Here is a 19297-nt window from a genome sequence, read left to right on the forward strand (position 1 = left end):
CCCGGATCAGGCGTTGCCGGCCGCGTCCGTGCCCGCGAGCGGGCTCTGCTCGCCCTGCTGCTGCGCCATGCGCTGGCGCAGGCTCTCGGCGTACAGGGCCTCGAAATTGATCGGCTGCAGCAGGAACGGCGGGAAACCGCCGGCCTGGATCAGGTCGCTGACCATCTGGCGCGCGTAGGGGAACAGGATGTTCGGGCAATGCACGCCCAGCATCGCGTCGAGCGCCTGCGGTTCGAAGCCCGCGAGCTGGAACAGGCCGGCCTGCTCGACCTCGGCCAGGTACACGGTGCGCTCCTCGGCCTTGCAGGTCAGGGTCACGCCCAGCACCACCTCGAACACGGTCTCGGCCAGGCGCTGTACGCGCTGGTTGAGGTTGAGCTGCAGCTGCGGCTGCACGTTCTCGTTGAACACGTGCGGCGAGTTCGGGGCCTCGAACGAGACGTCCTTGACGTAGATCTTCTCGACGGTGAACACCGGGCCGGCGGGCTGTTCGGCGGGCGCGGCGGCGCCGTTCAGGGTTTCCTCGGACATCTCGTTGACTCCAGCAAGCGGAAAAGAAGTGGATTATCGCATCCCGGCGGGGGTGGCGCGGGAACGGCTCAGGCGCGGCCCTTGACCAGGGGCAGATCGGCCTGCTGCCAGGCCTGGATCCCGCCGTCGAGCAGGTACACGCGCTCGAAGCCGGCCTTCTTCAGCCGCTTGGCGGCATCGGCCGCGCTGATGCCGGTACGGCACACGACCACCACCGGCAGGGCGCGGGCGGCGGCGAGCTGCTTGTGCTCGGGGTCGAACTGGCTGGGCAGCACGTTCTTCGCGCCGGCGATGTGGCCCTTCTCGAACTCGGCCGGAGCGCGCAGGTCGATCACGAGGGCATTGTCACGGTTGATCAGCACGGTGAGCTCGCCCGGGCGCACCAGCTTGTAGCCGCGGAACAGGCCGGACAGCTCGTGGTAGACGATGGCGAGGGTCAGGCCGACCAGGGCCAGGGACAGGAACGGGTGGCGGCCGGCGAAGGCCAGCAGGGTTTCGAGGTCCACGGAGGGTACGGCTGAACGGATCGGGCCGGGATTGTCGCCCGCGGCCGCGGCGGGCGCAAAGCGGGCGCGCCTGCCGGGCGCCTCACTCGCCCGCCCAGAAGTCCGGCAGCCCCGAGGTCAGCCACCAGACCTTGGCCTCGGGGTCGTAGCGCCAGCGCTCGGTGTAGCGGGTGCTGCGCTCGGTCAGGGTGTGGCGGTTGACCACACCGATCTCGATCTCGCGCAGGGCTTCGAATTCCGACGGCATGGTGCTGGCGAGGTCGCGGTAGGCCGAGACCTGGATCTGCTTGTAGCGCTCGAACTCCAGGTCCGTCATCGGATGCTGCTCGCGGTACTTCGGGTCCACCAACTGCCAGGCGCCCTCGAAGTCGCCCCAGCGGATCGCCGCCGAATAGGCGTACTGCGCCTTGTCGAGCTGGTCCTTGCGAGTGCCGCCGGTGGCGCAGGCGCCGAGCAGCAGCGGCAGCGCGAGCAGGGCGATCAGGAGTCTGCGCATCACGAACCCTCCGGGCGACGTCGCCGCATCCTACCCTTTCGCGATCGCGACGTAGCGGCCCTCGAAGGTGCACGCCGCGGCCCCGTCGGGCAGGCGCACCCGCGCCAGCAGTTGCGCACGGGCGCGGCCGCGGCTGCGGAAGGTGGCCAGGAACACGTCCCAGTCCTCGTCCGGGGCGAGTTCGGCCTCGGCCTCGAGGTCGGCGTACAGCGGCTTGAGGTAGCGCAGCTGGCTGTCGGCCACGTACACCTCGGCGGCCAGCCCGGCCTCGCCCAGGCGCAGCGACACCAGGCCCCAGGCCGCGAGCGTCATCAGCGAGGCCAGGCTGCCGCCGAACGCGCAACCCTTGTCGTTGACGTTGGCCGCCAGCGGCGCGCGCAGGCGCAGGTGGCGGCCGTCGTAGCCGGCGATGGACAGGCCCAGCGCCGCCACCGGCGGCATGCTCCGGTAATGCGCATCGAGCGCGCGCAGCAGGGATTGGTCGGTCATCGGAACGGGAGGCGGGGGATGGTTGCGGTGCCGGCGCGGGGCCGACAAGCTGCGGGCATGCCGTCGCCGACGCCCGCGCTGACCGGATGGTACGTGATCTCCCTGCGCCCGCAGGGCCAGCACGCCGCGTTGCGGCGCGCGGCGGCCGCGCACGGCGCACGGCTGCTGGCGGTCTCGCCGTGGCGGATCGCGGTGCGGGACGATGCGGCCACGCGCGCCGCGCTGCGCGCCGCGCTGGCGGCGCCGCGGGTGGTGTTCACCAGCCCGAACGCGGTGCGCGCCGCGCTCGCACTGGCCCGGGCGCGGCCGCGCGGCACCTGCCTGGCGGTCGGTGCCGGCACCGCGCGCGCGCTGCGCCGCGCGGGGATCGCCGCGCTCGCGCCGCAGCGGATGGACAGCGAAGGCGTGCTCGCGCTGGCCGCGCTCGGCGTGGTGGCCGGCCAGCGCGTGGGCCTGGTCACCGGCGCGGGCGGCCGCGACCGGATCGCGCCAAACCTGCGCGCACGCGGCGCGACGGTGCTGCGCGCCGACGTGTACGCGCGCGAGCCGGTGCCGCTCGCGCGCGCGGCGCTCGCCCGCCTGCGCGCCGCCGACGGCCCGTGGCTGCTGGCGCTGAGCAGCGGCGAGGCCTTGCAGCACTGCCTGGCGCAGCTGCCCGACGACCTGCGCGCGCGCCTGCGGCGCGCACGCGTGGTGTGCGCGAGCGCGCGCCTGGCCGCGCTGGCGCGGGACCTCGGGTTCGCCGAGGTGGCGACGGCCGCGAATGCGCAGCCGCGCGCGCTGCTCGCCGCCGGCGTACACGCCGCTTCCGGTAGCATCGCCGCACCGTGACGGACCCCCTGCCCGTGACCGACGACCCCGCTCCTGCCGCCCGGCCCGCGCGCGCGCGCCGCTGGCCCTGGCTGCTGGCCGTGATCGTGCTGGCCATCGCCGGCGCGGGCGGCTGGCGCTGGTGGCAACAGCGCCAGGCCGCCGCGCACACCGCGGCCGCCGGCCTCGAACAGCGGGTGGAGGCGCTGGAGCTGCGCATGGCCGGCCTGCGCCGCGAGCTGCGCGGGCAAAGCCAGCGCCTGCAACAGGCCGAGGCCACCAACCGCGTGCTGCGCGACGAGCTGCTCGGCCTGGGCCAGCGCGCGGCGCTGCTCGAGGACAGCGTGTCGAAGCTGGCCGACCCCGACCGCCACGGCGCGCAGGCGCTGCGCCTGGACGAGGTCGAATGGCTGCTCACCGCGGCGCAGCAGCGGCTGACGCTGGCCGGCGACCTCGACGGCGCGCGCCGCGCCTATGCCCTCGCCGCCGGCCTGCTCGACGGCATCGACGATCCGGCCTACCTGAGCCTGCGCCAGACCCTGGCCCAGGAACGCGCCGCGCTCGACGCGCAGGGCGCCGACCCGCGCCTGGCCGCCGCCGCGCGCCTGGATGCGCTGCTCGCCGCCCTGTCGCGGCTGCCGGAACAGCCCGATCCGGCTGCGGCCGCGCCGCGCGCACCGTGGTGGCAACGCCTGCTCGGCCGCTTCGTCGAGGTGCGGCGCAGCGGCGACGTGCTGCTGCGCGCGCCGTCCGAACGCGCCGCCGCGCAGGACGCGCTGCAGCTCGAATTCACCCTCGCCCGCGCCGCGCTCGAGCGCCGCGACGAGGCCGCCTGGCGCGCTGCGCTGGCCCGCGCCGAACGCTGGCTGTCGCGGCTGTGGCCGGACACGCCGCAACGCCGCGCGCACGCAGCCGAACTGCGCGCGCTGCAGGCGCTGCCGTTGCGCCCGGTGCTGCCGGTGCTCGGCAGCACGCTGGCGCAGCTGCGGGCGATGCGCGCCGCGCGCTGACCGGCACGCCGAACCCTGCGCCGGCGACGGCGCCGCATGCGAAGGAGGACGCCATGACCCTGTTCCGCTGGCTGCTGTTCTGGCTCCTGCTCGCGCTGGCCGGCGCGCTGGTCGCGCAGTTGCTGGTGCAGGATCCGGGCGCGGTGCTGATCCGCTTGCGCGGGATGGAATACCGCTTCACCGTGGTCACCGGGCTGGTGCTGCTGGCGCTGGCCGGGGTCGTGCTGTGGCTGCTGTGGTCGCTGCTGAGCCTGCCGCTGCGCGGCTGGCGCCGGCGGCGCGAGCGCCGCGCCCGGGCCCGTTTCGGCGAAGGCCTGCTGGCCCTGCACCACGGCCAGTACGAACGCGCGCAGGCGCTGCTCGTGCAGGCCGCCGAGCTGCCCGACCAGGCCGTGGCCGCGCACCTCGCCGCGGTGCGCGCCGCCGACGCGCGCGGCGATGCCGAAGCGGCCGCGACGCTGCTGGCCACGCTGGCGACGGCGCATCCGGGCGCGCACGCGGTGCTGGTCGCCGAGCGCGCGCTGGCGCGCAGCGACGCCGCGGCCGCGTTGCAGGCGCTGGACGCGCCGGCCGCGCAGCCGCTGCCGCCGCGCGGGCTGTTGCTGCGCGCCGAGGCGCTGGCTGCGCTCGGGCGCAGCGGCGAGGCCTACGGCCTGCTCGGGGCGCTGCGCCTGCAGCAGGCGTTGCCCGCCACCGAGTTCGAGGCGCTGCAGGTGCGCCTGGCGGCCGCGGCCTTGCGCGAAGCCGCCGATCCCAACGTGCTGGCCGACACCTGGGATGCGCTGCCGCCGGCGCTGCGCCAGACGCCGGCGGTGGTCGCCGCCTATGCCGGACGCGCCGCCGCGCTGCGCTGGGACGAGGCGGCATCGCGCAGTCTGGAGCAGGCGCTGGAGGCGCGCTGGGACGAGGCGCTGGTGGCACTCTACGGCCGGCTCGGGATCGGCCGGCTGGAGGCGTGCCGGGCGCAGGCCGAGCGCTGGCTGTCGGCGCATCCGTCGAGCCCGGCGCTGTTGCTCACGCTCGCGCGCCTGGCGCGCCAGGCCGGACAATGGCCGCAGGCCGAGGCGCTGTTGCACCGGGCATTGGCGCAGGGGGCGGGCAGCGAAGCCTGGGAGGAACTGGGCGCCGGCCATGCCGCGGCCGGCGACGAGGCGCTGGCCCGCCAGTGCTACGCCAACGCGCTGCGCGTCCTGCGCGGCGAGCCGCCCATCGCGCTGCCCGGCCGCGATCTGCGCCAACGCATCCACGACAGTGCCGCCATCGAGGAACGCGACGAACACGGCGTGCCGCGCTTGCGCGAGTGAGTGCGTGGCGACACTGAAAACGGCGGTTGCTTGGTCGGCCCGGATCCGGGTGGATTGCGGGAGGCTTGGCCGGCCCGACTCCGGTGCGCGGGGGGTATCGCTCTCCGCTCGGTCTGGGACGCCGCCCCTCGCAGGTTCGCTCTACGCTTCCTCCCCACGCTCGGTCGCCCTTACGCAGTTGCGCTTCACTTCGTTCGCTGTGATCAACTTACGGCAGGACTTCCAGCCGCAAGAGTGCGCCCATGCCGGGCGCACCAAAAGAAGCCCGGCCGGAGCCGGGCTTCCGATCGCGACCTCGGGGGAGAGAGAGGGGTCGCGAATGCCTGGAGAGGCTTACCAGGTAAAGCGCGGGCCGACGAACCACTGGGTGTCGCCGTCCACGAACTTGACGTCGCCGCTGACGCCCCAGTTCCGGGCGAACTTCACCTGCGCGCCGAGCCGGCCGTAGAACTCGCCGTCGGCCTGCTCGTAGTCCTCGTAGCCGGCCATCGCCCAGCCCTCGAAGCTCGGCGCCAGCGCGCCACGCACGCCGACCTCGGTGCTGTAGCCGTCGAAGTCCAGGCCGCTGCCGGCATCGAACTTCTCGTAGGCCACGCGCGCGACCAGGTCGGCCTTCGGCGCGATCTGGTGGTTGTAGCCCACACCCACGCGCCACTGGTCGAAGTCGAAATTGGTGCCGTCGAGCTCCTGGTTGGAGTAGGCGCCGAACAGGTGCACGTTCGGATGCACCGCGACCGAGCCGCTCAGACCGAAGCCGTCGGCGTCGCCGGCGTCGGTGTCGGTGGCCACGTAGCCGCCCTCGACGAAGTTGTACGACACGCCCTCGGCCGCGGACGCGGCGAACGGCAGCGACGCCAGCAGGGCCAGGGCAATCAGGGAACGCTTCATGGAAAACCTCTTCTCGTTTGTTGTCGTGCGAAGACCGGGCGAAGGGAGAGGGAGCGGCCCGGCGCGGCCCATTCTTCGCAGCGGCCCGCAACCGCGACTGAATTCAGAACCCGCCGGTTCAGGAACTTTTCGGGAAGCGCGTGGTCGGCGCGCGGCCGCGCTCAGCCGCCGCCGGCGAAACCGTGCTGGCGCCAGGCCTCGTACACCACCACCGCGACCGCGTTGGACAGGTTCAGGCTGCGGTTGTGCGGGCGCATCGGCAGGCGCAGGCGCTGCGCGGGCGGCAGCGCCTCGAGCACCGCGTCGGGCAGGCCGCGCGTCTCCGGGCCGAACAGGAACGCATCGCCCGCGCGGTAGGCGATGCGGTCGTAGCGCACCTGGCCGCGGGTGCTGAGCGCGAACACCCGCGCCGGCGCGACCGCGGCAAGCGCGGCGGCGAGATCCGGGTGCACGCGCAGCGTGGCGTACTCGTGGTAGTCGAGCCCGGCGCGGCGCAACTGCTTGTCCTCGAGCGAGAAGCCGAGCGGCTCGATGAGGTGCAGCTGCGCGCCGCTGTTGGCACACAGCCGGATCACGTTGCCGGTGTTGGGCGGGATCTCGGGTTGGTAGAGGATGACGTGGAACATCTTCACCAGGCGATCGGCTGGCCCTGCCAGTCGAAGAACCGGCCGCTGTCCGCCGGCGACACGCGTTCGAGCACCTGCAGCAGCCCGGCCACTGATTCCTCCGGCGCCAGCGGCGCGTCCGGGTTGCCCATGTCGGTGCGCACCCAGCCGGGATGCAGCGCCACCACCACGATCCCGCGCGGCGCCAGCGCGTGCGCGAGCTGCACCGTGGCCATGTTCAGCGCCGCCTTGCTGATGCAATAGCTCGGCGACCGGAACTCGGTGCGGGTGGCGATCAGGCCCATGGTGCTGGACACGTTGGCCACACGCGCGCCGTCGGCCAGCCGCGGCGCCAGTGCCTGGGTCAGCAGGAACGGGCCGGCCGCGTTGGTGCGCAGGCTGTCCTCGAGCAGCGCCGGCTCGATCCGCCCCCAGCGCTCGCCCGAGTGCAGCACGCCGGCGTTGTTCAGCAGCAGGTCCAGGCGCCCGTCCTCGCCCAGCACCCACGGCAGCTCGCGGGCGAGTTCGGCGCGCGACTTCTCCGCGGCCACGTCCAGCGGCAGCACGTGCAGGCGGCCGGGGTGCTCGCCGCTGAGCGCGTTGAGCGCGGTGGCCCGGCCGGGCTGGCGCGCGGTGGCGACCACGTGCGCGCCGCGGGCCAGCAGCGCGCGCACAAAGGCCAGGCCGAGGCCGCGGTTGGCGCCGGTGACCAGGCAATGGCGGAACATGGCAGGGGCTCCATTCAGGGACGCCACAGGATATCCGCCGGGGGCGGAGGGACTTGTGGCCTAGTGCCCGCCGGGCGCGCGCCCGCTAGGATGGCTGGTTGCCCGAACGGGGATTCGGGCCTTTGCCACAAGGAGCGTTCCCATGTCTGCAGTTCCACGGCCCCGTGCCGTCCTGAGCTTCGCCCTCGCCGCCGCGCTCGGCGTCGGCGCCGGCCTTGCCCTCCTCGCCCCGCCGGCCCATGCGCGTACCGCACAGGCCGCACGGGTGGATATCCCGTACGAGCAGTTCACCCTGCCCAACGGCCTGCGCGTGATCGTGCACACCGACCGCAAGGCGCCGATCGTGGCGGTGAACCTGTGGTACCACGTCGGCTCCAAGGACGAACCGCCCGGCCGCAGCGGCTTCGCCCACCTGTTCGAGCACCTGATGTTCAACGGCTCCGAACACCACCGCGGCGAGTTCTTCGAGCCGTTCGAGCTGGTCGGCGCCACCGACATGAACGGCACCACCAACCAGGACCGCACCAACTACTTCCAGAACGTGCCCACCACCGCGCTCGACATGGCGCTGTGGATGGAGTCCGACCGCATGGGCCACCTGCTCGGCGCGATCGACCAGAAGACGCTCGACGAGCAGCGCGGCGTGGTCCAGAACGAGAAGCGCCAGGGCGAAAACCAGCCCTACGGCCAGGTCTGGCAGCTGCTCGGGCGCACGATGTACCCGAAGGGCCACCCGTACCACCACCCGGTGATCGGCTCGATGGCCGACCTCAACGCGGCCACGCTCGAGGACGTGAAGAACTGGTTCCGCACCTGGTACGGCCCGAACAACGCGGTGCTGGTGCTGGCCGGCGACATTGACGTGGCCACGGCGAAGGAGAAGGTGGCCAAGTACTTCGGCCACATCCCGGCCGGCCCGACCATGGCGCAGCCGAAGCCGGATCCGGCCAAGCGCCGCCAGGACACCCGCAGCACCTTCCAGGACAAGGTGCCGCAGGCGCGCGTGTACCGGGTCTGGAACGTGGCCGAATACGGCAACCCCGACATTGACCGGCTGCAGCTGCTGGCGCAGGTGCTCGGCGGCAGCAAGTCCTCGCGCCTGGACAAGCGCCTGGTGCACGAGGACAAGCTCGCCGACAACGTCAGCGCCTTCGCCTGGGCCGGCCAGCTCGGCTCGACCTTCCTGGTGATGGCCGACGTCAAGCAGGGCGTGGATCCGGCGAAAGTGGAGGCCGCGATCGACCAGGAGCTGAAGAAGCTGCTCGCCGACGGCCCCACCGCGGCCGAGACCGAGCAGGCGCGCACCGTGTTCAAGGCCGGCTTCATCCGCGGCATCGAGCGCATCGGCGGCTTCGGCGGCAAGGCCGACGCGCTGGCCGAATGCGCGGTGTACACCGGCGACCCCGGCTGCTTCCGCGACAGCCTGGCGACGATCGAGTCCGCCACCCCGGCCGATCTCCGCGCCGCCGGCCGGCGCTGGCTCGACGTCGGCAGCCACACCCTGGTGGTGCTGCCCGGCGAGCGCCAGACGCTGGCCGAGGAGCCCGCGGCCACGCCGACCCCGCTGACCCTGCCGCCGGTGGATCCGAAGTACACCACCCTGCCGAGCACGGTGGACCGCAGCCAGGGCGTGCCGAAGACCACCGCCTTCCCCGAACTGAAGTTCCCGCAGCTGCAGCGCGCCACGCTCAGCAACGGCACCCGGGTGATCCTGGCCGAACGCCACGACATCCCGGTGGTGCAGATGAACTGGCTGTTCGGCGGCGGCTACGCGGCCGATGCCGGCAAGCTCGGCGCGATGAGCTTCACCATGGGCATGCTCGACGAGGGCGCGGGCGAGTACGACGCGCTCGCGTTCGGCAACCGCGCCGAGGCGCTGGGCGCCAACCTCGGCGCCGGCGCCTCGCTGGACGGTGCCAGCGCCTACCTGTCGGCGCTGAAGGAGAAGCTCGACGAATCGCTGGCCCTGTACGCCGACATGCTGCGCCGCCCGCGCTTCGAGCAGAAGGAGATCGAGCGGGTCAAGGCCACCTGGATCGCCGGCATCGCCCAGGAAAAGGCGCGGCCGCAGGGCGCGGCGATGCGCGTGCTGCCGCCGCTGCTGTACGGCACGGGCCATCCGTACGCGGTGCCGTTCAGCGGCACCGGCACCGAGGCCTCGATCGCCGCGCTCGGCCGCGAGGACCTGGTCGCCAAGCACGCGCAGTGGGTGCGCCCGGACGGCGCCACGCTGGTGATCGTCGGCGACACCACGCTGGCCGAGATCGTGCCGCTGCTGGAGAAGCACTTCGGCGACTGGAAGCCGGCCACGCCCGCCCCGGCCAGGCCGGACATCGCCCAGGTGCCGCTGCCGCCGCAGCCGCGCGTGTACCTGATCGACCAGCCGGGCGCGGTCCAGGCCAACCTCTACGTCGGCCAGCTGGTGCCGCCGACCACCGACCCCGGCGCGGTCAAGCTCGAGATCGCCAACGCCGTCCTCGGCGGCGAGTTCTCCTCGCGCCTGAACATGAACCTGCGCGAGGACAAGCACTGGGCCTACGGCTCCTACAGCATGTTGCAGAACGCGCTCGGCCAGCGGCCGTGGCTGGCGTTCGCGCCGGTGCAGATTGACCGCACGGTGGACGCGCTGAAGGAACTGCGCCGAGAGATCACCGACTACGTCACCGGCAAGGCGCCGCCGAAGCCGGAGGAAGTGGCCAAGATCCAGGCCACCGAGATCCGCGGCCTGCCCGGCGCGTACGAAACCGCCGGCGCGGTGATGAGCACCATCGCCGGCATGGTCCGCTACCAGCGTCCGGACGACTGGGTGTTCCGGCGCAAGGCCGAGATCGAGGCGCTGACCCCGGCCCAGGTCGCGGCCGCGGCCGCGGCGATCAAGCCCGAGGCGCTGACCTGGGTGGTGGTCGGCGACCTGAAGGTGATCGAGCAGCCGGTGCGCGCGCTGAACTTCGGCGAGGTGCGCGTGGTGGATGCCGACGGCAAGCCGGCCGCGACCGCGCCGGCGACGAACGCGGCGAAGTAAACCGCCGCGCAAGTCACCGGCGGTTCATCGCCAACGACGGCAGGCCGGGCCACAATCCGGCCTGCCGTTTTTTCATCGGGAGTTGCCCATGCGCCGTGCCGCGCTCATCCTCGCCGCCGTTCCGACGCTGCTGACCGCCTGCACCTTCGTGCACCTGGCACCCGGCGCCAGCGCGGTGCGGGTGGTGGAAAGCCCGCCGGCCGGCTGCATCAAGCGCGGCGAGATCGAGGTCGAGGTGACCCACAACGTCGCCTTCATCGAGCGCAACCCGCTGCGCGTGCGCGACGAACTCGAGACCCTGGCGCGCAACGAGGCCCCGGGCCTGGGCGCCGACACCATCCACCCGCTGACCCCGCCCACCGCCGGCCAGCAGCGCTTCGCCGCCTGGCGCTGTCGCTGAGGGCTACGGCTCCTCGCGCACGCCCTCGTCGCCGAACGCCAGCGCGCCCCGCCCGCGGTCGGCCTCGAACAGCGCCTCCAGCTCCGCGCGCGCCTCCTGCGCGCTCTGCACCAGCGCGGCCTCGTCGTCGTGCACCAGGTACTGGCGCCGCAGCAGCGCCTCGTCGTGCTCGCGGAACGCCCGCGCGCGCGCCGCGGCCCGCTCCGGCGGCAGGCCCAGCGCCGCCAGCACGCGCTCGCCCATCACCAGGCTGGAGTGGAAGGTCTCGCGCACCACCTGCGCGCCCAGGTCCATCAGCTCCCAGGCATGGCGACGGTTGCGCGCGCGCGCGAACACGGTCGCCTCCGGGTAGTGGCGGCGGATCACCCGCACCGTGCGCAGGCAGGCGTCCGGGTCGTCCATCGCGACCACGAACACCTTCACGTTGGCCGCACCCGCCGACCGCAGCAGTTCGATCCGCGCCGGGTCGCCGTAGTAGGTGACGTTGCCGAAGCGGCGCACGAACTCGACCTGCTCCTGGCTGTGCTCGATCGCCACGAACGGGATGCGCGAGGCCGACAGCAGCCGCGCCACGATCTGGCCGAAGCGGCCGAAGCCGGCCACCAGCACCTGCGGATGCGTGTCCGGGATCGCGTCCCAGGCCGGCTTCGGCGGGGCCGGCTGCGACCCGAGCCAGCGCCCCAGCGCGATCACCAGCAGCGGGGTCAGCGCCATGCTCACGCCGACGATCGCCACCAGCCGGTCGCGCAGCGCCGCTTCCAGCAGGCCGGCCTTCTGCGCCTCGGCGAACACCACGAACGCGAACTCGCCGCCGAGCGCGAGCACCGCGCCGAGCTGCAGCGCCTCGCCATGCGGCAGCCGGCCGGGACGCCGGCCGATCGCATACAGCAGCGCGAACTTCACCGTCATCAGCAGCACCGCGCCAAGCGCGATCGGCAACGGCTCGGCCACGACCCGCTGCAGGTCCATGCTCATCCCGACCGAGATGAAGAACAGGCCCAGCAGCAGGCCCTTGAACGGGTCCACCTGGGCCTCGAGCTCGTGGCGGAACTCCGAATCGGCCAGCAGCACGCCGGCCAGGAACGCGCCCAGGCCCATGCTCAGGCCGGCCAGCTGCATGATCCAGGCGCTGCCGAGCACGGCCAGCAGTGCGCTGGCGGTGAACACCTCCGGCATCTGCGTGCGCGCCACGATCCGCAGCACCTGCCGCAGCAGCCAGCGCCCGCCGACGATCACCAGCGCGATCGCCGCCACCGCCTCGAGCACCGCCGGCCACAGCGCCCCCTCGGCCGCCTGCGCGCCGCCGAGCAGCGGGATCGCCGCCAGCAGCGGGATCGCGGCCAGGTCCTGGAACAGCAGGATCGCGAACGCCAGCCGCCCGTGCTCGGTGGTGAGCGCCTTGCGCTCGGCCAGCAACTGCAGGCCGACCGCGGTGGAGGAGAACGCGAGCGCGAGCCCGATCACCAGCGCCGCCTGCCACGCCTGCCCCTGCCAGGCCGCGAGCGCGCCCAGCACCAGCGCGGTCGTTGCCACCTGCAGTCCGCCGGCACCGAACACCGGCCGCCGCATCACCGACAACCGCGCCGGCGACAGTTCCAGCCCGATCACGAACAGCAGCATCACCACGCCGATCTCGCTGGCCGCGAGCACCGGCGCGGCATCGCCGATCACCCCCAGGCCATGCGGGCCCAGCACCACGCCCGCCACCAGGTAGGCCAGCACCGCGCCCAGGCCGAAACGCTTGAACACCGGCACCGCGACCACCGCCGCGAGCAGGAACACCAAGGCCAGTTCGAGTCCGCCGCCGTGCATGGCCCACCTCCGTGGCCGTGACCACCCGCCGCGATTATCGCCCGTGCGTCGCCGGTGCCGGCCAGCTAGGCTCGTCGCCGCCGACGGTCAAAGGAGATGACGCATGCGTGGATGGATCTGGGTGGTGCTGCTGTCCTGGCTGGTGGCCGGCACGCTGCAGGCCGGCAAGCTGGACGAAGTCCGGCGGCAGGTGGAATCGAGCCGGCTGGTGACCGGCACGATCGACATCACCGCCGACGGCAGCGTGCTCGGCCACGCCCTGGACGATCCCGACCGCCTGCCGCAGGGCGTGCGCGCGCTGATCGCGCAGACGGTTCCGGCCTGGCGCTTCGCACCGGTGCAGCTCGAGCCCGGCACCAGCCGCGGCCGCGCACGGATGAGCCTGCGCCTGGTGGCCCGCAAGGACGCCGACGGCAACTATCGCGTCGGCATCGTCAACGCCCATTTCGGCAACCCGGCCCGGCCGGGCGAGCGGGTCGAGTCGCTGCGCGTGACGCCGCCGAGGTACCCGCCTACGGCGTTGGCGTGGGGCGTCGGTGGCACCGCCTCTGTGGTGCTGAAGGTCGGTCGCGACGGCCTCGTCGAGGATGCACTGGTCGAGCAGGTCAATCTGCGCGCCATCGCCAGCGAAAAGGACATGGCCAATTTTCGCGACATGCTCGCCGGCGCCGCCCTCCGCGGTGCCCGCCGCTGGCAGTTCCAGCCGCCGACCCGGGGCAATGAGACCGATGCGCCGTTCTGGTCGGTGCGGGTGCCGGTGACGTTCGTCGCGCCCGGCCAGCAACAGCCCAAGGACACCGAATGGCACAGCTACGTGCCCGGTCCGCGCCAGCCGATCCCCTGGGAGCCGGCGCAGCCGGCCGACGGCCCCGATGCCCTGGCAAGCGACAGCATCCATCCGCTTGACCGCAGCGGACCGCGCCTGCTGACGCCGCTCGGCGATTCCTGAACCCTGCGCTGAAGCACATACGCGAACGCCCCGCGGTGCGGGGCGTTCGCGTTCCGGGCAATGCGGGCGACGGTGCGCTCAGCGCTTCATCGAGGCGAAGAACTCGTCGTTCGACTTGGTGTTCCCGATCTCGTCCATGCCGTGCAGCCGGTTTGCGCAAGCTGCGCACCGCCGGCTTGACAAACCCGGAGTGGGGGGGGGTAGAGTCGCCGCCTGGGGATACTTGGAGGAAAGGAAGCAATGACGCCGGCAAGGAAGCCGAAATCTCGTGCAAGCGCCATCCTCGGCACGGGCGCTGCACTTCTGGTCGCATCCTACGTGCTCGCGGAAACGATCCCCACCGAGGATCCCGTCGTCGTGGTCGGCCGCCGGCCCGACGGCTTTGTGCTGACCTGTACAACCGCGTTCTGCTTCGACGCCGTGCAGGAAGAGGCAGCCCGTGCGCTGCTGGAGTGGCAGCGCATGTACGCAGAGTTGCCCCCGGATGACCTGCCGCTCGACGGTGAACGATTCTGCCAGTTGCTGGCCGCAGACAAGCCCCCGGGCTGCAACCTCGGCAATCCGCCGCCGTCGCCGGGCGTTACGGTGCCGGGACAGGCCCCTTGGCAGCCGAATGGGTGCGGCACCGGTGGTATTGGCGGCTGGTTCCAGGATGCCGTACTGGAAGTCATTGCCAGCCAGTCTTATTCGGGCGACATCCACGCTCCGTACCCTGGCGTGAGCTTCCGCGCTGCATGCAACGAGCATGACCGGTGCTGGGCCGTGGGGGGTACGCGCCATGCCTGCGATGTGGCTTTCAAGCAAAGCATGGAAAATGCATGCGGTGCGGTTGCGGATCCGTCCGGATTCAACACCTGCATGGGCTTTGCCGGGCTGTATCACGGCGCCGTCTCCACAACCGATCCTTCTCATGCTGCCTACGCCAACTCCGCCGACAACCGTCAATGTGCCCTCTGGGCGCGCGACATGCGGGAGAACGGCTGTGACGAATGAGCGTGCCTCGATCATGATGGCCCTGGCGCTTACGCTTGCCGTCCTGTGCGCCTGCAGCGAAGGTCCGAAGCCCGCGCCAGAATCCGAGGCCGTCCCGCCTGTCTCGAGCGCTGCGCCCGCCCCCCGCCTCGCTGCCGCCCCCCTTGCTCGTCCCGCGCCGGACAGCGGCTCCGTGCCTGCACGGGCCACGGCCGACCCGCTGTGGATCACCGTGCCCGTCGCGCTGCGCCTCCCTGGCCTTACCAGCGTGCAGACGGCGCCCTCCTGGGAGGCACGGGTGGCCGCGCTGCCGCCGCCCGACCAGGCCTATCTGGAGGAAGTCCGCGAACGCTACTTCGGCACCCTGGCATTCCAGGACGAAGCCGAGCAGCGCGAGCTGGTGCGGCAGGGCTTTCCCATGCCGGAGGAGTGGCTGGCGGCGCGCGAGCTGCCCACCTCCGAGCTGGAGCGACTTGCTGACGCCGGCAGCGTCAAAGCCAGGATGTTCTACATCGACCGGGTGAGCCAGGAAATCGGGCCGCGGCAGGCACGCGGGGATGGGTTGGACCCTTCCCTACCCGATGAGCGAGCCCTGCTCGGCAGGATCGGACGCGCGAGCGCGATGACTTCCGAACTGTTGCGCAGGTCGCGCAGCCCGTTCGCCGCCTATGTCGTCGGGCGGTTCCTGAGCGCGATGTCTCACGGCAATCCGCCGGAACCGTTCGCAGCCTCCTTCCTGATGGCGGACAGGCTGGGACATCGGCGCGCAATGGAACTGCAGAAGCAATTCCTCACGGCGCACCCGGGCACGGATGCGAGCGCCATCATGACACACTACTCCGCACTCCGATCGGCGTTCGAGCGCCGATGAAGGCAGATCCCTTATTGCATTCGTCCTTGGTCGCAGCCCGTTGGCTCATGCTCGGTGTCTTGTGCGGCTGCAAGCAGGCGGCGCGAATCCGGAAGACACGGAGTGGAATCCGGCTTCTGCAGACTGCGGCGGACAAGCCACAGGATGATGCACGCCCCTTTCCGGCCCCCCCCCCCCCGCATGCAATGCGAATCGTGCGGGCGCCTTGTGTTCCGGCCCCTTGAGCGCGCTCAGCGCTTCATCGAGGCGAAGAACTCGTCGTTCGACTTGGTGTTCTTCATCTTGTCGAGCAGGAACTCCATCGCCGCGATCTCGTCCATGCCGTGCAGCAGCTTGCGCAGGATCCAGATCTTCTGCAGCAGCTCCGGTTCGATCAGCAGATCCTCGCGGCGGGTGCCGGAGCGGTTGATGTTGATCGCCGGGTACACGCGCTTCTCGGCGATCGAGCGGGACAGGTGCACCTCGCTGTTGCCGGTGCCCTTGAACTCCTCGTAGATCACCTCGTCCATCTTGCTGCCGGTGTCGATCAGCGCGGTGGCGATGATGGTCAGCGAGCCGCCTTCCTCGACGTTGCGCGCGGCGCCGAAGAAGCGCTTCGGCCGGTGCAGCGCGTTGGCGTCGACGCCGCCGGTGAGCACCTTGCCCGAGCTCGGCACCACGTTGTTGTAGGCGCGCGCGAGGCGGGTGATCGAATCGAGCAGGATCACCACGTCCTTCTTGTGCTCGACCAGGCGCTTGGCGCGCTCGATCACCATCTCGGCGACCTGCACGTGGCGCGCGGCCGGCTCGTCGAACGTCGAGCTGATGACCTCGGCGCGCACGGTGCGCTGCATCTCGGTCACTTCCTCCGGACGCTCGTCGATCAGCAGCACGATCAGGTGCACGTCCGGATGGTTGGTGGTGATGGCCGTGGCCACCTGCTGCATCATCATCGTCTTGCCCGCCTTGGGCGGGGAGACGATCAGCGCGCGCTGGCCCTTGCCCTGCGGGGCCATCAGGTCGAGGATGCGGCCGGTGATGTCCTCGGTCGAGCCGTCGCCGCGCTCGAGCTTGAACTTGCGGCGCGGGAACAGCGGCGTGAGGTTCTCGAACAGGACCTTGTTCTTCGACGCTTCCAGCGGCTCGCCGTTGATGGTGTCCACCACCGCGAGCGCGAAGTAGCGCTCGCCGTCCTTCGGCCAGCGGATGCGGCCGGACAGGTGGTCGCCGGTGCGCAGGTTGAAGCGGCGGATCTGGCTCGGGGAGATGTAGACGTCGTCCGGGCCGGCCAGGTAGCTCGCCTCGGCGGCGCGCAGGAAGCCGTAGCCGTCGGGCAGGATCTCCAGCACGCCGTCGGCGGCGACGCCCTCGCCGTGGCGGGTGAGCACCTTCAGCAGCGCGAAGATCACGTCCTGCTTGCGGGCGCGGGCCACGCCTTCGTGGATGTTGAGCTGCTCGGCGATCTCCAGCAGCTTCGGCGTCGGCATGCGCTTGAGGTCGCCGAGCGAGTACTGCGGGAAGCCTTCCGGCACCTGCGGCATCGGCCGCGGCGCGGACGCCTCGCCGCCGTTGCCGCCTTCCTCGCCGCCCTCGCGGTAGCGCTCGCGCTGGCGTTCGCGGCGGTTGCGGAAGCGTTCGCGGCGGTTGAAGCGGCCTTCGCGGCCCTCGCGCGCGGCCTGCTCGCCGCCGTCCTGCGCGGGCGCGGCGCCCGGCTCGGCGCTCGCGGGGGCGGGCGGCGGCGGTGCCTCGGCGGCGGGCGCGGAGGCGGGGGCCTCGGTTTCGGCGATGTAGGCGGCGGCCGCGGTGGCGGCGTCGCTGGTGCTGGCACGCGGCTTGCGGCCGCGCCGTTCGGCGGCGTCGCCGGCGTCGTGGTTGGTCTCGGACAAGGGTATTTCCTCGCTATGCGGCGAGCGTCCGCGGAGGCGGACGGGCATCGGGTTCAGGGGAATCCGGGAAGGGTGCGGCGGAAGTGGTCGCGCCGGTGCAGGCCGACACTAGCATCGCCGGCGGGGGCGCGACAAGCGGCGCGCGGGCCTTGGTTCAGGTAGCCGCCCGCGCTGCTCCTGCGGTCCGCCCCGGAAACGGCCGACGCCCGGCGCGGGCCGGGCGTCGGCACGGGCGGACACGGCCCGCCGCGGCTCACAGCGCGCGTTCGATCATCTGCGCCAGCTGCGCCTTGCCGACCGCGCCGATCTGGGTGGCCTGGACCTGGCCGCCCTTGAACAGCAGCAGGGTCGGGATCGAGCGCACGTGGTACTTCAGCGCCACGGCGCGGTTCTGGTCAATGTCCACCTTCACCACCTTGGCCCGGCCGGCGTAGGTTTCGGCGATCTCGTCCAGGGCGGGGGCGATCATCTTGCACGGCCCGCACCAGGTCGCCCAGAAATCCACCAGCACCGGTTCGCTGGCCGCGAGCACGGTGGCGTCGAAATCGGCGTCGGTGGCGTGGATGACCTTGTCGCTCATGGGAACTCCTGCGGAATCAAGCGGATGGCGGCCGGGGGCGCGCCGGGGGATGCTGTTAAACTGGCGGTTTGCGGCCCGCGTCCAGGCACGGCGCGCGGTCGAAACGACGCCGGCAGTCTGCTTCGCGGACGCCTCCCACGCAAGCGCGGCCCCCCGCGCCACGGCCAGACGCATGAGCGACAAGCCACTTACCGACATCGCCTTTTCCGAGTTCGACCTGCACCCGGCCCTGCTCGCCGGGCTCGAAGCCGCCGGCTTCTCCCGCTGCACCCCGATCCAGGCCCTGACCCTGCCGGTGGCGCTGGCCGGCCGCGACGTCGCCGGCCAGGCCCAGACCGGCACCGGCAAGACCCTGGCGTTCCTGATCGCGGTGGTGAACCGGTTGTTGACCCGGCCGGCGATGGCCGAGCGCAACCCGGAGGATCCGCGCGCGCTGATCCTGGCCCCGACCCGCGAGCTGGCGATCCAGATCCACAAGGACGCACTCAAGTTCGCCGACGGCCTGGGCCTGAAGTTCGCGCTGGTGTACGGCGGGGTGGACTACGACAAGCAGCGCGCCCAGCTCCAGGCCGGCGCCGACGTGATCATCGCCACCCCGGGCCGGCTGATTGACTACGTGCGCCAGCACAAGGTGGTGTCGCTGCACGTGTGCGAGATCTGCGTGCTGGACGAGGCCGACCGCATGTTCGACCTCGGCTTCATCAAGGACATCCGCTTCCTGCTGCGGCGCATGCCGGCGCGCACCGAACGGCAGACGCTGCTGTTCTCGGCGACGCTCTCGCACCGCGTGCTCGAGCTCGCCTACGAGCACATGAACGAGCCCGAGAAGCTGGTGGTCGAGACCGAGACGGTGACCGCGGCCAGGGTGCGGCAGAAGGTGTTCTTCCCCGCCAACGAGGAGAAGATCCCGCTGCTGCTCGGCCTGCTCTCGCGCAGCGAGGGCGCGCGCACGATGGTGTTCGTCAACACCAAGGCCTGGGTGGAGAAGGTGGCGCGGGCGCTGGAGAAGGCCGGCTACCGGGTCGGCGTGCTCTCCGGCGACGTGCCGCAGAAGAAGCGCGAGACGCTGCTCGGCCGGTTCCAGAAGGGCCAGCTCGAGATCCTGGTCGCCACCGACGTGGCCGCGCGCGGCCTGCACATCGAGGGCGTGAGCCACGTCTACAACTTCGACCTGCCGTTCGACGCCGAGGACTACGTGCACCGCATCGGCCGCACCGCGCGGCTCGGCGCCGAGGGCGACGCGATCAGCTTCGCCTGCGAGCTGTACGCGATGAGCCTGCCCGACATCGAGGCCTACATCGAGCAGAAGATCCCGGTCGAGCCGGTCACCCCGGAGCTGCTCACCGCGCTGCCGCGCGCGCCGCGCCCGGCCCCGGCCGCGGGCGGCGAGGCCGAGGCGCAGGAGAGCATCGGCGAGATCTTCCGCGAGGCGCGCGAGCAGCGCGCGGCCGACGAGCAG

19 protein-coding genes are annotated in these 19297 nt (G+C 72.0%); 9 read left to right on the forward strand and 10 right to left on the reverse strand.

What is annotated here, in order from left to right:
* Positions 1-6 precede the first annotated feature (6 nt).
* From secB to FPV26_RS09010, 4 genes are all read right to left on the reverse strand, one after another.
* On the reverse strand, positions 7-531 hold the full coding sequence (gene secB / locus FPV26_RS08995; protein ID WP_147653545.1) for a protein-export chaperone SecB: 525 nt from the start codon (positions 529-531) through the stop codon (positions 7-9).
* Positions 532-599: 68 nt separating this feature from the next.
* Positions 600-1037: a rhodanese-like domain-containing protein gene (locus tag FPV26_RS09000; RefSeq protein ID WP_147653546.1), complete on the reverse strand. Its 438-nt coding sequence runs from the start codon at positions 1035-1037 to the stop codon at positions 600-602.
* Between the two features lie 82 nt (positions 1038-1119).
* Entirely contained in the window at positions 1120-1533 is a 414-nt protein-coding gene (locus FPV26_RS09005; protein WP_246109250.1) for a hypothetical protein, read from the reverse strand.
* A gap of 30 nt (positions 1534-1563) precedes the next feature.
* Positions 1564-2022, reverse strand: a complete 459-nt coding sequence (locus FPV26_RS09010) for a YiiD C-terminal domain-containing protein (RefSeq protein WP_147653547.1) — start codon at positions 2020-2022, stop codon at positions 1564-1566.
* A gap of 57 nt (positions 2023-2079) precedes the next feature.
* Here FPV26_RS09010 and FPV26_RS09015 point away from each other — a divergent pair, with 57 nt between their 5' ends.
* The 3 genes from FPV26_RS09015 to FPV26_RS09025 are packed head-to-tail and all read left to right on the forward strand — an operon-like array spanning position 2080 to position 5146.
* On the forward strand, positions 2080-2853 hold the full coding sequence (locus FPV26_RS09015) for a uroporphyrinogen-III synthase (protein ID WP_147653548.1): 774 nt from the start codon (positions 2080-2082) through the stop codon (positions 2851-2853).
* A gap of 14 nt (positions 2854-2867) precedes the next feature.
* On the forward strand, positions 2868-3842 hold the full coding sequence (locus tag FPV26_RS09020; RefSeq protein ID WP_147653568.1) for a uroporphyrinogen-III C-methyltransferase: 975 nt from the start codon (positions 2868-2870) through the stop codon (positions 3840-3842).
* 53 nt (positions 3843-3895) lie between these two features.
* The gene (locus FPV26_RS09025) at positions 3896-5146 is read left to right on the forward strand and encodes a heme biosynthesis protein HemY (RefSeq protein WP_147653549.1); all 1251 of its coding nucleotides are present in this window, start codon (positions 3896-3898) and stop codon (positions 5144-5146) included.
* A gap of 333 nt (positions 5147-5479) precedes the next feature.
* On the opposite strand, the gene FPV26_RS09030 is transcribed toward FPV26_RS09025, so the two are convergent.
* From FPV26_RS09030 to FPV26_RS09040, 3 genes are all read right to left on the reverse strand, one after another.
* A complete protein-coding gene (locus FPV26_RS09030) occupies positions 5480-6034 on the reverse strand; it encodes an OmpO family porin (protein ID WP_147653550.1) in 555 nt (184 codons plus the stop codon).
* Positions 6035-6195: 161 nt separating this feature from the next.
* A complete protein-coding gene (locus tag FPV26_RS09035) occupies positions 6196-6660 on the reverse strand; it encodes a tRNA (cytidine(34)-2'-O)-methyltransferase (RefSeq protein WP_147653569.1) in 465 nt (154 codons plus the stop codon).
* Positions 6661-6662: 2 nt separating this feature from the next.
* Entirely contained in the window at positions 6663-7367 is a 705-nt protein-coding gene (locus FPV26_RS09040) for an SDR family oxidoreductase (protein ID WP_147653551.1), read from the reverse strand.
* A gap of 142 nt (positions 7368-7509) precedes the next feature.
* Here FPV26_RS09040 and FPV26_RS09045 point away from each other — a divergent pair, with 142 nt between their 5' ends.
* Together FPV26_RS09045 and FPV26_RS09050 are read left to right on the forward strand one after the other, a co-directional pair.
* Complete coding sequence (locus tag FPV26_RS09045) at positions 7510-10389, forward strand: M16 family metallopeptidase (protein WP_147653552.1); 2880 nt, start codon at positions 7510-7512, stop codon at positions 10387-10389.
* An 88-nt stretch (positions 10390-10477) separates the two neighbouring features.
* Positions 10478-10789: a DUF4156 domain-containing protein gene (locus FPV26_RS09050; protein ID WP_147653553.1), complete on the forward strand. Its 312-nt coding sequence runs from the start codon at positions 10478-10480 to the stop codon at positions 10787-10789.
* 3 nt (positions 10790-10792) lie between these two features.
* On the opposite strand, the gene FPV26_RS09055 is transcribed toward FPV26_RS09050, so the two are convergent.
* Positions 10793-12601, reverse strand: a complete 1809-nt coding sequence (locus tag FPV26_RS09055; RefSeq protein WP_147653554.1) for a monovalent cation:proton antiporter-2 (CPA2) family protein — start codon at positions 12599-12601, stop codon at positions 10793-10795.
* 103 nt (positions 12602-12704) lie between these two features.
* On the opposite strand from FPV26_RS09055, the gene FPV26_RS09060 reads away from it, so the two are divergent.
* The 3 genes from FPV26_RS09060 to FPV26_RS09070 all read left to right on the forward strand — a co-directional run bounded on the left by FPV26_RS09060 (position 12705) and on the right by FPV26_RS09070 (position 15393).
* Positions 12705-13550: an energy transducer TonB gene (locus tag FPV26_RS09060; RefSeq protein WP_147653555.1), complete on the forward strand. Its 846-nt coding sequence runs from the start codon at positions 12705-12707 to the stop codon at positions 13548-13550.
* A 240-nt stretch (positions 13551-13790) separates the two neighbouring features.
* Positions 13791-14543, forward strand: coding sequence for a hypothetical protein (locus FPV26_RS09065; protein WP_147653556.1), 753 nt, complete (start codon positions 13791-13793; stop codon positions 14541-14543).
* Between the two features lie 13 nt (positions 14544-14556).
* A complete protein-coding gene (locus FPV26_RS09070) occupies positions 14557-15393 on the forward strand; it encodes a hypothetical protein (protein WP_181952612.1) in 837 nt (278 codons plus the stop codon).
* Between the two features lie 230 nt (positions 15394-15623).
* Here FPV26_RS09070 and rho read toward each other — a convergent pair whose 3' ends face one another.
* Entirely contained in the window at positions 15624-17258 is a 1635-nt protein-coding gene (rho, locus tag FPV26_RS09075; RefSeq protein WP_246109252.1) for a transcription termination factor Rho, read from the reverse strand.
* Between the two features lie 253 nt (positions 17259-17511).
* On the reverse strand, positions 17512-17838 hold the full coding sequence (gene trxA, locus FPV26_RS09080) for a thioredoxin TrxA (RefSeq protein ID WP_147653559.1): 327 nt from the start codon (positions 17836-17838) through the stop codon (positions 17512-17514).
* Between the two features lie 172 nt (positions 17839-18010).
* Between trxA and rhlB the strand changes: the two genes are divergently transcribed.
* Positions 18011-19297: ATP-dependent RNA helicase RhlB (gene rhlB, locus FPV26_RS09085; protein ID WP_147653560.1), on the forward strand; the 1287-nt coding region annotated here is incomplete at its 3' end.

This window comes from Vulcaniibacterium gelatinicum, from assembly GCF_008033445.1.
Taxonomy (GTDB): Bacteria; Pseudomonadota; Gammaproteobacteria; order Xanthomonadales; family Xanthomonadaceae; genus Vulcaniibacterium_B; species Vulcaniibacterium_B gelatinicum.

Excerpts from the sequence above, each read along its gene's own strand:
- secB (WP_147653545.1), bottom strand. The coding sequence starts at position 531 with ATGTCCGAGGAAACCCTGAACGGCGCCGCCGCGCCCGCCGAACAGCCC.
- FPV26_RS09005 (WP_246109250.1), bottom strand. The coding sequence starts at position 1,533 with ATGCGCAGACTCCTGATCGCCCTGCTCGCGCTGCCGCTGCTGCTCGGC.
- FPV26_RS09010 (WP_147653547.1), bottom strand. The coding sequence starts at position 2,022 with ATGACCGACCAATCCCTGCTGCGCGCGCTCGATGCGCATTACCGGAGC.
- FPV26_RS09015 (WP_147653548.1), top strand. The coding sequence starts at position 2,080 with ATGCCGTCGCCGACGCCCGCGCTGACCGGATGGTACGTGATCTCCCTG.
- FPV26_RS09025 (WP_147653549.1), top strand. The coding sequence starts at position 3,896 with ATGACCCTGTTCCGCTGGCTGCTGTTCTGGCTCCTGCTCGCGCTGGCC.
- FPV26_RS09030 (WP_147653550.1), bottom strand. The coding sequence starts at position 6,034 with ATGAAGCGTTCCCTGATTGCCCTGGCCCTGCTGGCGTCGCTGCCGTTC.
- FPV26_RS09035 (WP_147653569.1), bottom strand. The coding sequence starts at position 6,660 with ATGTTCCACGTCATCCTCTACCAACCCGAGATCCCGCCCAACACCGGC.
- FPV26_RS09040 (WP_147653551.1), bottom strand. The coding sequence starts at position 7,367 with ATGTTCCGCCATTGCCTGGTCACCGGCGCCAACCGCGGCCTCGGCCTG.
- FPV26_RS09045 (WP_147653552.1), top strand. The coding sequence starts at position 7,510 with ATGTCTGCAGTTCCACGGCCCCGTGCCGTCCTGAGCTTCGCCCTCGCC.
- FPV26_RS09050 (WP_147653553.1), top strand. The coding sequence starts at position 10,478 with ATGCGCCGTGCCGCGCTCATCCTCGCCGCCGTTCCGACGCTGCTGACC.
- FPV26_RS09055 (WP_147653554.1), bottom strand. The coding sequence starts at position 12,601 with ATGCACGGCGGCGGACTCGAACTGGCCTTGGTGTTCCTGCTCGCGGCG.
- FPV26_RS09060 (WP_147653555.1), top strand. The coding sequence starts at position 12,705 with ATGCGTGGATGGATCTGGGTGGTGCTGCTGTCCTGGCTGGTGGCCGGC.
- FPV26_RS09065 (WP_147653556.1), top strand. The coding sequence starts at position 13,791 with ATGACGCCGGCAAGGAAGCCGAAATCTCGTGCAAGCGCCATCCTCGGC.
- FPV26_RS09070 (WP_181952612.1), top strand. The coding sequence starts at position 14,557 with ATGATGGCCCTGGCGCTTACGCTTGCCGTCCTGTGCGCCTGCAGCGAA.
- trxA (WP_147653559.1), bottom strand. The coding sequence starts at position 17,838 with ATGAGCGACAAGGTCATCCACGCCACCGACGCCGATTTCGACGCCACC.